Source organism: Clostridium tunisiense TJ (assembly GCF_000300195.1).
In the GTDB taxonomy this organism is placed as follows: domain Bacteria; phylum Bacillota; class Clostridia; order Clostridiales; family Clostridiaceae; genus Clostridium_J; species Clostridium_J tunisiense.
In genome coordinates, this window is the sequence record NZ_AMQH01000006.1 from 342,505 (window position 1) to 355,918 (window position 13,414).

Annotated in this window: 13 protein-coding genes; all 13 read right to left on the minus strand. The window is 32.2% G+C overall.

The annotated features are described in order from the left end of the window. Positions 1-15: 15 nt before the first annotated feature. The 13 genes from C661_RS0107055 to ortB all read right to left on the minus strand — a co-directional run bounded on the left by C661_RS0107055 (position 16) and on the right by ortB (position 13,410). Entirely contained in the window at positions 16-558 is a 543-nt protein-coding gene (locus C661_RS0107055) for a hypothetical protein (RefSeq protein WP_017414619.1), read from the minus strand. Continuing rightward, positions 542-1,222, minus strand: a complete 681-nt coding sequence (locus C661_RS0107060; protein WP_017414620.1) for an ABC transporter ATP-binding protein — start codon at positions 1,220-1,222, stop codon at positions 542-544. Before C661_RS0107060 ends, C661_RS0107055 begins: the two co-directional genes overlap by 17 nt. A gap of 17 nt (positions 1,223-1,239) precedes the next feature. Then, on the minus strand, positions 1,240-2,055 hold the full coding sequence (locus C661_RS0107065) for a DUF2705 family protein (RefSeq protein WP_017414621.1): 816 nt from the start codon (positions 2,053-2,055) through the stop codon (positions 1,240-1,242). A 14-nt stretch (positions 2,056-2,069) separates the two neighbouring features. Continuing rightward, entirely contained in the window at positions 2,070-2,867 is a 798-nt protein-coding gene (locus tag C661_RS0107070) for a hypothetical protein (protein ID WP_017414622.1), read from the minus strand. Then, positions 2,854-3,639, minus strand: coding sequence for a hypothetical protein (locus C661_RS0107075; protein WP_017414623.1), 786 nt, complete (start codon positions 3,637-3,639; stop codon positions 2,854-2,856). The genes C661_RS0107070 and C661_RS0107075 overlap by 14 nt, the downstream gene beginning before the upstream one ends. A gap of 59 nt (positions 3,640-3,698) precedes the next feature. After that, entirely contained in the window at positions 3,699-4,148 is a 450-nt protein-coding gene (locus C661_RS0107080) for a DUF2712 domain-containing protein (protein ID WP_017414624.1), read from the minus strand. Between the two features lie 267 nt (positions 4,149-4,415). Further along, entirely contained in the window at positions 4,416-4,919 is a 504-nt protein-coding gene (locus C661_RS0107085; RefSeq protein ID WP_017414625.1) for a flavin reductase family protein, read from the minus strand. Between the two features lie 322 nt (positions 4,920-5,241). Next, the gene (locus C661_RS0107090) at positions 5,242-6,150 is read right to left on the minus strand and encodes an AEC family transporter (RefSeq protein WP_017414626.1); all 909 of its coding nucleotides are present in this window, start codon (positions 6,148-6,150) and stop codon (positions 5,242-5,244) included. A gap of 616 nt (positions 6,151-6,766) precedes the next feature. After that, complete coding sequence (gene orr, locus C661_RS0107095; RefSeq protein WP_017414627.1) at positions 6,767-7,837, minus strand: ornithine racemase Orr; 1,071 nt, start codon at positions 7,835-7,837, stop codon at positions 6,767-6,769. Next, positions 7,834-9,162 (minus strand): GlmL-related ornithine degradation protein, encoded by a 1,329-nt coding sequence (locus C661_RS0107100; RefSeq protein WP_017414628.1) that lies wholly within the window; start codon positions 9,160-9,162, stop codon positions 7,834-7,836. Before C661_RS0107100 ends, orr begins: the two co-directional genes overlap by 4 nt. 138 nt (positions 9,163-9,300) lie before the next feature. Continuing rightward, on the minus strand, positions 9,301-11,478 hold the full coding sequence (oraE, locus tag C661_RS0107105; protein WP_017414629.1) for a D-ornithine 4,5-aminomutase subunit OraE: 2,178 nt from the start codon (positions 11,476-11,478) through the stop codon (positions 9,301-9,303). After that, the gene (locus C661_RS0107110) at positions 11,478-11,840 is read right to left on the minus strand and encodes an ornithine aminomutase subunit alpha (protein ID WP_017414630.1); all 363 of its coding nucleotides are present in this window, start codon (positions 11,838-11,840) and stop codon (positions 11,478-11,480) included. The genes oraE and C661_RS0107110 overlap by 1 nt, the downstream gene beginning before the upstream one ends. A 148-nt stretch (positions 11,841-11,988) precedes the next feature. Further along, complete coding sequence (ortB, locus tag C661_RS0107115; protein ID WP_278243998.1) at positions 11,989-13,410, minus strand: 2-amino-4-oxopentanoate thiolase subunit OrtB; 1,422 nt, start codon at positions 13,408-13,410, stop codon at positions 11,989-11,991. Positions 13,411-13,414 lie beyond the last annotated feature (4 nt).

Genomic DNA, 13,414 nt, shown 5'->3' on the forward strand with positions numbered 1-13,414 from the left:
TATATCACCAACTTTTTATAATTTTATCGCTTTTCCATACCTTATACCTAATTTATATTTTTCCAATAATTCTTTCTCATAAAGTTTTGTAGGTATATATAAAATCGCCTTTTTATTGCTCCTTTCATATATATCTTTTTTAACGGAATATATTGCTTTTAGATTTATAGTTTCTTCTGGGTTCAAATTTTTAATTTTACTTTTATCAAAATCCCATTTACTAGTTTGATATTTATAATATCCAATACCTAAAGAACTTTCAATAAACATTGCTGCACTTTCGATATTATTGCTAGTATTTTTTATTTCAGCTTCAACTGTTACATTAATCATTGACTTCTGTCCCTCTATACCCTCATTTTCTTCCACAATAACATCTTGGGTCTTGTAAGATATAATTTTAAATTGTATCTTATCACACTTCACTATTTCTTCAGCTGAACTATATTCTATCGAGAATTTAGATGGAACATTCTCATTAACTTTGTAGTATCTATAAAAGCAAAAAAGAACTATAAGACAAAGCAAGATTATAAAATACTTAGTTTTTATTTTCATTTATTGCCTCCTTTAAAACTCTATGCTCTACAATTTTACCTGATTCAATTGCAAATATCTCATCAGAAAGAAACTCTAAATCCTCTTTATCATGACTTGCTATAAGTATTAATTTATTTTTTTCCTTCATTTTTATTAATAAATTCTTAACTAGTTCAACTGCTTCTGAATCTAAAGCATTCGTAGGTTCATCTAAAATTATTAAGTCTGGTTCCTCCATTAGGGCCTGAGCAATGCCTAACCTTTGTTTCATTCCTAACGAATACTTTTTAAATTTCTTTTTATCATCTGGATTTAACCCTACAGCCAAAATCATTTCTCTTATTTCTTTTTCGCCTATTTTCCCAGTAAGTTCTGCTAGCATCTTTAAATTTTGAATTCCTGTAAAATCAGGTAAAAAGCCTGGATATTCAATTATAACTCCAACGCTTTCAGGAAAAGATATATCTTGTCCTAGTTTTTTATTCCCTATATGTATTTCACCCTTTGTTGGATTTATCAATCCACAAATTGCTCTAAACAACATTGTTTTACCTGAACCATTTTTCCCTTTAAACCCATAAATCTTTCCTTTATTTAAGTCTAAGTTTATATCATCCAAAATTAAATTATTTTTAATTTCCTTTGTAAGATTTTTTACACTTAAATAAGTCTTATCATTCATAATTAATCACTATCCTTTTAAATAATATCTTTTTTAGTAATTTTCCTATATCCTAAATAACTAAACATTAATGTTAATGATATATTGTATAGTATAGATTTAAGCAAAGTTAAATTATGAATATTATCAAAATAATCATGCTTTAATATCATAGAATGTATACCTGGTAATAGCTGATTATCTATAAAAATTGAAAAGCATGTTACTATTACTATTATTAAGTAACTTATATTTGACTTAGTAAACATAGTAAGGTAAATCTGTAAAAATGATATAGCTACAGAGGTAGTAAAGTACAATATAATTAAAGTTATAATGAAGTTTCTTGCTACAACTTCCTTTACTAAAATACTTTTTATTAAATCATTAGATAATTTACTCCACACTATTGAATCTTCTATAAATAATCTACCAATAAAGTACGTAGTGGTAAATAAAATTAAATATATAAAGAATACATTTATTACTACCCAATAGACCTTAGATACCCAATACTCCTTGAATCTTTTAGTTCTTGTTATAACATATATTGAGTTCCTTTTTAAATCTTCACTTACAAAATCACCTACAATAAAAGCTACAAATACATTTATAGTTATCCATATAATAGGAAGTGCATTTAATTCTTTAATATTATCTAAGTAACCTATACCTCTATAATTTAAAAAAATCAAATCAACTATATTGCCTTCATTGCTCTTAATGGAATTACACATTCCAACAGTTATTAACACAATCAATAGTGCAAAAATTATATACTTTCCTTTGTTTTTGCTAAATCCATAAAGCAAATCTCTTTTAACTATGTTTCTTAATATTTTAGTATTATTCACTTGCTGTTACCCCTTTAATTTATAAAATCTTTTTTCTGGTAAACTTTCCTTCCTAAAAAGTAAATTAATATGCATAGTGATAATAAATAAGTTTGATTAACAAAAATACTGCTTACTTTTTTCCAGTTTTCCATACTAATTACAGTCTTTTGATATATTAAAGGAATTCTAGAATAGTATCCATCAATTATCGCGAATATTGTTACAAGTATTAAAATAGCTGAATTACTATTATATTTTGCTTTTAATAGTGCAACTAGTAACCCAATCGCATATAATCCTAAGAATTTTGTTATAAACAACAAAATTAAAACTTTTATGGTAGTAAGATGTTCTGAGTATAAAAGAAAATTTTCTTTATCCTTTAACAGTTTATAAAAAGTACCTGCATCACTTGTCCATTTATTTTCATAACTTCCTAAAACAATACCACTAAATAAGTAACCAATAAAAATAATGATAGCTGCTAATATAAGTGATAAAATTAATAACAATATTACATTTTCATTCCAAACACCAACTTTTAGCTTATTTTTAATAACTTTTATAGGCATTTCATTGTTATCAATAGCTTTCATTATGATAAAAGCAAATAAAGGAGTTAATACGAAAACAAACATTGCCATATTTGAAGTTCCTGTTGCTCCTCCAAAATCTGATATTAAATCTAACACTGATACATTTTGAATTTTTCTACCACTAAAACTTTGGAACATCATCATTACTGATATTAATACTAATACCCATAATAATGAATATCTAATTAGTTTCAATTTCTTTATATGTTTTTTAGCTAAACTATACAATTTCATTGTATCTTCCTCCAAAGAAAAAAAACATAAATGCTAAACCTGTTATAACAAGTCCTAATGAAGGGATAATATGATTGTAAGGTTTATCTTGAAATAAAAATACCACTGGCGATAAATTAAACTTTTTTATTGTTGAAAAAAATATATCAAGTAATATATAGGAAATAAATGGAATAATAACAACCACATATCTGTTTTTAACTAAAACTCCAAATGCCAATCCAACAGATGCAAATGCACCTCCATACATAAAGAAAATTGCGATTCTTAGAAAAATATAAACTATTGGATAAGTAAAGTACAAATTAGGTAAGAATCCATGTCCCGACACTATGTTAGTTCCAAAAAATATATTTGGTTCTATACTTGGAATCAAAAGTAAATAAGCTACTAGATTAACAACCAGCGGAAGTGATACACAAATCCCTCCAATAATAAAATTCACAAAAAACCTTGTTATTAAATATTTAGACTTATCATACTTTGTAATTATATTTTTTATAAACCCACTTTTTATATCCTCTACATATGCATCACAGTATGCTATAGATCCTAGTAAAGGAAATATAATGCTAAAGATACCAGTGTACATATTTATATTAAATAGAAACCATTGTGAATATACTCCTAAAGGATAATTATAAAAATCATCTTTAGGCAATTTAATTACATTATTACTTAAAGCCTCTAACAGCCCCATTAAAACTCCAATTATCAAAACTATCATTACTGAATTTCTTCTTAAAGCTCTTTTAAATTCAATTCCTAACATTTTAATTCTCCTTCAAATATAGAGATAAGGATAACTGCAAAGCAATTATCCTTATAAAATTAGTTTCCTCCAACTGAGTCAGGGCTCCAAACTCCAGAAGCCTTCCAAGCATTATAGAAAACTGGATCACTTTTAGCTTCTATTCTTATATTTACTGGTGTTCCTCTGTCCTCTGCAGCGTAGTTTGTAAGAAAAACATCCTCATATAAATTATCAGAAAAATAATAATACCATGATTTAGAAAACGGATATCTAGCAGAATCAACTACTTTTGCTACATATCTAGGTGAGCCATCATAAATAGACATTAATTTCATATAAGAACTTGTGTAATCCTTCTTTTCTCTAATATCAGTATAGTTGTATCCAATAGTATTAGCTGGAAAAGTAAAAATATAATCTGTATCTCCAACATTTCCTGCTGCATAAGCATTACTTACTATTGCACTTGTAATTACACTACCGCAAATAAGTGTTGCTACCATAATCTTTTTAAAATTCTTGTTCACTACTATTCTCCCCCGATTTTTTTATTTTTTTTTACATTTATAAAAGATGCATCTTTAGTTCTTATTCTACATTTATCAACGATTTTATCAATCAGTTTGACATAACAGGGATATTTTTGGACATAAAAGGAATAAATTCACCAAAAATATCACTCTCTCAAATTAAAAATTGGTATAAATACTCACTTTTATTTAAAATAAAAGAGCTCCTTATTAATAATAAGTCAGCTCTCTTTTTACTTTATAATATACTATAATTATTTTATTTTAACTTCTATAACTCTCTACTATTTCACCATAGTAAATTGTATGGTAATCCCCTTCATCATAACACTCTTCTTGTATAGATTTGCTTAGAAGACTTGGATCCATAGCTTGTTTGTAAACTATCTTACATTCGTAGTGAACCATATCCTCTCCTCCGATTATTGGAGTTTCCACAGCTTTTGAAGGTGCTAATTTTAAATTAAATTCTTTAAACTTATCCATATCTCTTCCTGATTTTGAACCGAAAAAGCCTAGCTCTTTTCTTAGGTTATTGTTTACTGGAACACTTACAGTAAAGCTTTCTGCTTTTTCTATTAAGTCGAAGGTATATCTAGATTCTCTCACTAGTACTGTAAATATTGGTCTTCTCCATTCAAAGCCTATGTTTCCCCAGCTAATGGTCATAGTGTTAACTCTGTCTCCTTCCTTAACTGTAAGAAAGGCTCCTACTTTATGTAGGTTTTCCATTGCTAATTCTAAGTTTTCAATAAATTTTGCACTCATTTTTTTCACTCCTTATATTTATAATGTAGATTTTCTCTACACTAATTAAATTCTTTACAAAATGACTTATAAAATGGTTAAGCGAATTATATCAATACTTATAAATAATTTTAATGCTTATATTTAGTTGCTTTTATTCATATTTAATTCGCAATTAATTTTAGATTTTTCCTATTAAATTACCCTCTATTAGATTGATATTAAAATTTTATAACAAACGACAATCCCTGTCATTAAAATAAATACTTGCCTTTGCTTTAAAAATAATTGTTATATAACTTTGGGTTTCCCTGATGGTCAAATATAAACCTTTTAACATCAGTTATAATAAAGTCACTATTATTAATGGTATTGTAATTACTGAAAGTATTGTGCTCAAAAATACACATTGGGATGCATACTCTGCATTTCCTCCATACTTTGAGGCGATTATTGGTGCCATTACTGCTCCTGGCATAGCAATTATTGTGACGCACACTCTTGTAAGTTCTCTATCTAACCCTAACGTAGTCATAACTAAATAAACTAAAAGGGGAGCAACTATCAAGCATATAAAAGAACCTAGATATATAGTCCAATCAGAAAGCACTTCCTTAAAGTTGGCGGACGACAGCATAGCTCCTACTATTAACATTGATATCGGTGTAGTTGTATCTCCCATTAGTTTAAGAGTTTTATATATAGGAGTTGGTAACTTAACTGGAGAAATAAACAACACTAATCCTAGGCAAACAGCAATAAAAGCTGGATTTTTCAATACTTGTATAAAAGATTTCAAGGACTTTTTGCCACTATATAGGGATACACCTAAGGTCCTCACAAAAGCATTAAACACCATATTAAAGATTGCTCCATAAAACACACCCACATCTCCAAAGATACTTTGAAGCACTGGGTACCCCATAAAACCCACATTGGAAAAAGTGGTTATAAATCTTAATACTGGCTGTTTCTCCTTGGAAGCCTTAAAGAAAAGTAGTTTACTTAAAGTATATAGTCCTAAGTGTATTACTATGGAATAAATTACAATTTTCTTTGCACTATCTAGTAAGTTGCTGTCAAATTCTAGGTTGAAGGTACTGACAATCAGAAAAGGTAAGGTTATATTAAGAAGTAAACTGCTTAGCCCTTTTTCCACTTCCTTAGTAATAAACCCTCTTTTAGTTGCATAAACCCCTACTAGCATCATTAAAAACAATATTATTACTTGATTTATCACATCAATATTCATCTTTCTCTTCCCCCCTACTTATTGCCCCATTACGCTTTGCTCATTAATTTTATTTTCATTAATAAACATTAACTTTCTTCTGTCATAGAAAACTTCTCATAAAAACCCTTGTAATTTCCATGATTTCTGTTAAGATTTCAATTCTTAACTCCAGCATACTACAAATTCCCACCTAAAAAACCATGGAATTTAAGCAGCATTCTCTGTTAACATACACAGTTTTCCCAGGAAATATATAGAGTTCTATGTAAATAAATGGAAATATGTTGAAATTTATTTCCTGGAAAATATATTCCATTAACTAACAGACAAATTTCTTTATTTATAACCTAATTCTTTATTCAAGAAAGAAGCTCCACACTGACTCAAAATATTAGATAACCAAAGCTAAAATTTAAAATACCCACTAACTTCTTTTGGTTATCTTAGGATTTTATAAGCAAATAAGTAAAAGCTTTTCTTCGAAAATCCTTACCTTCTCTCACTTATTATAATATATTAGTTTCTATGGTTTTACCACTGCCCTATAAGCTAAAAGTTTCAGTCAAAAAAATAAAACTGCTGACAAAATACTCTTGTCAACAGCCTTATTACTACCTATTTATCAAAGCCATTGTTAGCCTACATAATATTTACTTACATAAGGTGAGGTCATAGCTTGTAGTAGGCAGCCATAGTCCATATAAAAGTCTACTACATCTCCAACTCTATAGTCATATTTACTTTCAGTTACATCTAAAATTAGATGATCGCTGCTAGCACCTAAGACTCTAATTCCATTATCTAAAGGAGTTATTCCATCTACTTTAATATCCTGTCTTCCAAGGGCAATAATTGCTCTTTTTATAACTCCTCTATCCTCAAACTTTGGAACCTCTCCAAAGGCATCTAACCCTATTTTCCCTGTAGGTACAGAGGGTTTATTTTTAATTTCTATGATTTCCCCTTTAAGAACAAAGCAATCCTTATGGGCATTAGGAACTTCCTTTCCATAGGCAGTTTCTCTTCCTAGTACTATGGACTCCCCAAGTCTTAATTGATTAATTCCCTTTGGCATAGTATTATCCATTACCATATAAAGACTGCTGGAGTTTCCACCTGATATAATTGGAAGTTTTATTTCTAAAACCCTCTCAATTTTCTCTTTAATTGCAATAAGCTTGCTTAGGTTTTCTTCATCAGGCAATACTCCACCATAGCAGGTTAAGTTTGTTCCTACTCCTACTAGCTCTATATTAGGAAGTTTATTTATTTCTTTTGCCGCATCTAAAACGTCGTATTCTAAAACTCCCTCTCTTAAATCTCCTAAGTCTATCATTAATATGATCTTATGAATCTTGCTTGCTCTTTTAGCTGCCTTTGATAGCTTTTTTACTGTTTCAACCTCTGAGTTTAAGGATATATCTGCATATTTTACTACTGAAGAGGCATCACTTTCCATTGGAATTCTAAGTAGAAGCTTTTCGCACTTTGCTTCATTCACTCTCTTTAGGTTTGAAAGCCTAGAATCTCCTATAACCTTTAATCCACCTTCTATCATGGAGTTAACTATAGGTTTTTGTGCACAAAACACCTTTGTAACTCCAACCACATCTATACCTAGTCTTTGGCATATTTCAAGAATTGTTGATGTATTGTGTTTTATCTTATTTAAATTAGCTTCTATACATGGATAGCTCCTCTTCATAGCTTAAGACTCTCCTTTAATAAAGTAATTGCTGCTTCTTTATTTTCTCTACTTAAAACTCCTGCGCAGGCCATAATATACATATTATCTATAAGCACCTTGGCTTCCGCTCTTGGATACATAGTTAAATCCTCTTTAATTTCTTTTATTCCTTCAAGAGTTTCTTCACCCTTTGGAAGTCTTGTTAAAGCTCCACCAGTACCCACGATATATTTCACCATGGATAAATCCTTTCCATAGGCTAAGAAATTCTTTCCTGCCCCATAGACTCTTTTTATATATCCAACATGCCTGCTGATTGCTACTTCCACAGCTTTTTTAGTTAAAACTCCACTCCACTTTCTCTCTTCTTCCGTAGCTGGAATTGGCTTAATTTGATTTTCTATATATTCACTTGAGTTTCCTTCAGTTTCATGGTGTGTTAAAAGTTCTATTACGTTAGATCTATTAACATAAACCCCAAGATCCCCTTCAACAGTTCTTTTTGCTTTAGGTTCTGGAGTTACAAGGATGTCTAACACTTCTAAACTTCCCTCTGTAACTGAATGTACATCTGTAGTAGCTCCACCAACATCAAAAACTAATACATCTCCAAGGACATCATATAAAAGCTTAGTAGCTTCCATTACGGCTCCAGGAGTTGGCATTATTGCTCCATCCACCATTTCTTTGATTTTGTCCATGCCCCCAGCCTTTACAATGTTTTTCTCAAAAGCATCTTGTATCATAGCTCTTGCTGGTTCCACATTTAACTCATCCACTCTAGGATAAACATTCTCTATAACATAAAGCTCTTTTCCTTCAAATATTTCCTTCACTTCATCTACATTTGCACAATTACCACAGTAAACTACAGGAATTCCAAGGTCTGCTTCTGCTAAAACCTCTGAATTGTAAAGAGCAGTTTCTCTTTCACCGTAGTCTGTTCCCCCTGCAATCATAATTAAGTTTGGGCTAATTTCTCTTATCCTTTTTATGTCAGACTTTCTAAGCCTTCCTGCCGTAACCATCTTAATAATTCCACCCGCACCAAGGGCAGCTTCTCTGGCAGCCTTTACTGTCATATCTTGGACTAAGCCATGAACAGTAATTTTTAGCCCCCCAGCAGCACTGCTAGTAGCAAGCATTCTACCATACTCTAGCTTTTCTCCTAAAGCATCCTCAATTTCCTTTACTGCACTTTTTAGTCCAATGGTCACATCCCCTTGTAGCACAGAAGTAAAGGCTTTTCCTTGTCCAATCACTTCTACCCCATTTTTAAAATTAAAGGCCGTAACAAGGGTAGTAGTACTTCCTATTTCCGCAATTAAATACTCTACCTTCATAAGCACACTCCTATGATTAAGGGCATACAGTAATTTTGTATGCCCTTAGTTTATTTTAGTTAAAGGAATAATTTCATTTTCTTTTAACTTATTTGTGTTTATATTTACTCATGAAAATTTTTAATGAATAGTTAAACCTTACTGTTCTTCTTTCATTAAAGTTTCAATGATAAATGAAGCCACATGGTGTCCCTTGCTTCCACGACCAAAGCCTGCATCCATTCCATTTGCTACAGCAATTTCATTAGTAACCTGAGTTCCTCCACAAGCTAATATAAGCTTATCTCTAACTCCTTTTTCTATACAAAGATCATTTAATTTTCTCATGTTCTTCATATGAACATCGTTATGAGTAATGATTGTACTCATTAAAATTGCATCAGCCTTCGTTTCAATAGCTGCATCAATTAACTTTTCTACTGGGCAAGAAGTTCCAAGGTAAACAGCTTCAATACCGTACTTTTCTATTCCTCCGTGCTTAATGTCAATTACTTCTCTTAAACCAACAGAGTGCTCATCTTCCCCTGCAGTAGCTGCTACGACTTTAACTGGACGATTTTTAACGTAATCTCTCATTACATCATCTGCAAGAATTTCTTTAACTTCTGGAAGCTTTAATTCATCTCTAACAATTTTAAAGTTAACTCTTCCTTTAATCTCAACTAAAGTTCCTTCAGCATCTTGCATAACTTGCTTATGGATAATTTCCACATCTGTTAAGTTCATGTTTTTACCCATTTCAAGTGCTGCTGCTTCTGCAATTCTTGGGTCTTCTGGAATGAATAGAGTTACAGATACATAACCATCTTTTTTCCATTCAACCTCTGGAACAATGGTTCCATCTTCCTTAACTTTTTCCATTCTCTTAATAACATTATCTTCTTCATCTAACTCATCAATGTAAACAATCTTGCTTCTATCGCAGAAAGTACATCCTTTTATTGCATCACAAGCATGCTCATATTTTTCTGGTACATTGTTGTAACCAAAGTGCGCACAAACTGGTGCAAAGTAATCCTTATCTCTTGGAACTACAGTATCTACTGCAAGTCCTCCATCTATTTTACGAGCAATACCATCACCGTTTCTTGCTGGATATTCTCCAGAGTCAACGAAGAAGCCATCTTCAACTGCTTTGAAGTATCCGCCATTTTCAATGATTTCCTCTAGGAATAATACAGCTCTTTCTTTAAGCTCTCTAACTTTTTCTGGTAGATATCCTTCTTTTTTAAGTTCTACCATATCCATTAATCCATCCATACCAATTAAGGCTTGTTTTGCAGTATTTACTGCATGGATGTTATTGTAATGCCATGGCACGTTTCTTCCTTCATCAGGAGTAATTGTACTTTGAATATCAGCTGAAGTAAGCTCAGAAATCAGTAGATTTAAGCTGTGAGTTACTGTAGCCTCTCTTGTACAAGAATCCATGTACTTAGTGTTCATTTGAGCTCTCATTTTATAGTTTCTAAATAAGTCTCTTAATGCCACTGCATAAGGTAAGTCATATCTTAAGCATGGAGCTGGTGGCGCTGTTGGTGGTACTGTTGAAAGAGCAATATTGCTTGGCTTCATTCCAACCATTTCAGAGTATTTAGAGTTTATAGCATGTTGAACCATAAGCTCTGGCATTACCATGTAGCCTTTCATTGCTGTTGCATTAGCATTGTGAGCTCCGTCTATTTGAAGCATATCTGCCCAAGCCATCATGTGCTTAGCTACAGCGGCATCTACGAAGGATCTTACCATGTTAATATTTCTGTATAAAACATTGTATTGTGGGTCTTGGTGAGCACCATTAACTCCCTCTTCAGCAAACATAACTGCTATATCAGGACCTGCAACCCCTGATACGTAAGAGTGGAAGTTAATTTCTCTTCCTACTTCTTCTTCTATTAAATCAATAGCTTTTCTTGTAGCTCTTACTTCTTTTCTTGTGATTGGAACTCCACCAATTCCCTCTGGTGAACCTTCAATTAATCCATCATAATGGCTTTGTCCAGCAGTTCTGATAACCATGATGTGATCAGCTCCATGCCATGCAGCCATTCTCATTCTTCTTATATCATCTTCAAATCTTCCTGAAGCAATCTCAGTAGTAATTACTGGTTTTGGTTGAGGATCTATGTTGTTAAAGCTTCTTGCTGATGGAAGAGCTTTACTGTTTTTAAGTGGTTTTGTGATTTCTCTGTACTCAAATTCTCCCATTGGCTCATTGTGAGCTTCTCTCCAATGCCAACCTCTTCTTTTTGGCTCATACTTATCTAAATCCTTAAGTATCTCTTCCACATTTATTTTCTTGTTTTCTTCTAGCATTATTTATCCCCCCTAAATAACCCTGATACTTCAGCCCAACCTTTACCTTCTCCTAGTTCACGGCCTGCTTCTAAGTAGTTTATTCCTTTAAGCTCAGAATATTTTAAAACCACATTTCCCATGCCTTTTCCTAAAAGCTTTGCCTTCATGCCTTCTTGAACTATTTTTGAAGATTCTATACTTGAAAAACCCATTCTTAAAAGCACAGATCTTTCTATGGAAGAAGATGTGTTGTTATAAGCTAAGTCTACCATTGGGCTAGCTATTTGTTCAGTTAGTGCCCAGAATCTTTCATATAACTCCTCATCAGTTAAGTTTTTTAAATGCTCTCTTCTTTTTTCAAAATCATCTTCTCTTTTCACTGCTTTTCCCCCCAATTATTTATTTAACAACATTTTGGAAGCTTTAAGGCTCCCATCTTCTTTTAGTGACAGTTGCTCTGGCTATTTAAGCTGCTTTAGTAGCAGTACAAATTAGCTTCCAAAGTTGTGAACAAAATGAACTTGTTCATTATTTAACGAAAATACCATGGCTAGAAAGTATATCTATTACTTCCACCTTGCTTAATTTTGTTTCTTCACATAGGAAATCTATATCAAGAATATCTACTGTGTTGGTTTCTAGTTTTTTGATACTGTTTTTAATAAGTGATTTTCTGTACCCATTTAAATCCTTATCATCCACTTGAAGCATAACTGGACTTTCTGGAAGCACAATATTCTTCCCTGGAACCTCTGTTTTTGGATCACCCTTAAGGATTTCTATGCCATTATTCTTTGCAAAGGTAAGTTGAGGTAAAATGTGTTTTCCTGCTCCAGTGTATTCTGTTTCTTGAATTACTATAATTTCATCATTATCCATCTCTTGAGCTATTACAAAAGCTGCTGCAAGAGAAGTATTTCCTGCTGGTCCTCTTTCTAAGCCTTCAAGTTGAGCAAGAAGCTCTGTCATATAGAAAACTTGTCCTTGAGCTACCGTTACATATCTATCTAAATATCTAAGCGGTCTTGCTGCACTTCTTGGTACGTCACTTCTATCTGGCCAAACCATAAATGGTATTCCAAAGCCAGTGTGTCCTGTAGTGAAGGATTTTCTGTTAAAATCCTTATCACTTGCCATATGAAGTCCTTCTAAATTTACAGAAGCTCCTACCATTTTTGTATTTGTAGCTCCAGCCTTTATAAGACCTCTTGCTGTACCAGTTACGTTCCCCCCACCAGCATGGGTTGCAATTACCACTTCTGGATCCTTGCCGAATTTTTCTCTACATTGAGTTGCAATTTCATAACCTAGGGTTTCTACTCCTGCAATACCATAAGAAGAGTATAAAGATGCGTTATAGAAGCCTGTTTCTTCTAATACATTTAAGTAAGTATAGAAAAGCTCTGGACCTACAGTAAGCTGAAGCACCTCTGCTCCTAAGCCTTCACACTTTCTTCCCTTTTCTAAGATTTCTGGTTGACCTACTTTTTTAGAGTCATAGCATTCTTGCACTATTATACATTTTAATCCCTGCATAGCTGCTTGAGATGCAACCGCTGCTCCATAGTTTCCTGAAGTTGCAGATGCAACTCCCTTATAGCCTCTTTGCTTTGCATCATAAACTGATACAGAGGCTCTTCTATCCTTAAAGCTTCCTGAGGGGTTACAACTTTCGTCCTTTATAAAAATTCTAGCTGCTTTTCCTGTTTTAGAAACTTTTCTCGCTAGGGCTGTGATATTTTTTAACTCTAGAATAGGAGTGTTACCTACCCCAACTTCCCTTTGAATTTTCATGATGTCACTTAAGGAATATCCAGTGTCTCTCATCATAGCTTCATAATCAAAAGCTAATGCCCCTTTTTCATACTTACTAAAGTCAATTCCTACTGACTTTATCATTATTTCATTTTTTCTCTCCATGAGAGCTTCATATTTATTCACCTTATTCACCTAC

Bases quoted from the DNA above. Each gene is read 5' to 3' on its own strand.
- C661_RS0107090 (WP_017414626.1), bottom strand. From the start codon at position 6,150: ATGAATATTGATGTGATAAATCAAGTAATAATATTGTTTTTAATGATG.
- C661_RS0107055 (WP_017414619.1), bottom strand. From the start codon at position 558: ATGAAAATAAAAACTAAGTATTTTATAATCTTGCTTTGTCTTATAGTT.
- orr (WP_017414627.1), bottom strand. From the start codon at position 7,837: ATGAAGAGGAGCTATCCATGTATAGAAGCTAATTTAAATAAGATAAAA.
- C661_RS0107070 (WP_017414622.1), bottom strand. From the start codon at position 2,867: ATGAAATTGTATAGTTTAGCTAAAAAACATATAAAGAAATTGAAACTA.
- C661_RS0107075 (WP_017414623.1), bottom strand. From the start codon at position 3,639: ATGTTAGGAATTGAATTTAAAAGAGCTTTAAGAAGAAATTCAGTAATG.
- oraE (WP_017414629.1), bottom strand. From the start codon at position 11,478: ATGCTAGAAGAAAACAAGAAAATAAATGTGGAAGAGATACTTAAGGAT.
- C661_RS0107085 (WP_017414625.1), bottom strand. From the start codon at position 4,919: ATGAGTGCAAAATTTATTGAAAACTTAGAATTAGCAATGGAAAACCTA.
- C661_RS0107060 (WP_017414620.1), bottom strand. From the start codon at position 1,222: ATGAATGATAAGACTTATTTAAGTGTAAAAAATCTTACAAAGGAAATT.
- C661_RS0107100 (WP_017414628.1), bottom strand. From the start codon at position 9,162: ATGAAGGTAGAGTATTTAATTGCGGAAATAGGAAGTACTACTACCCTT.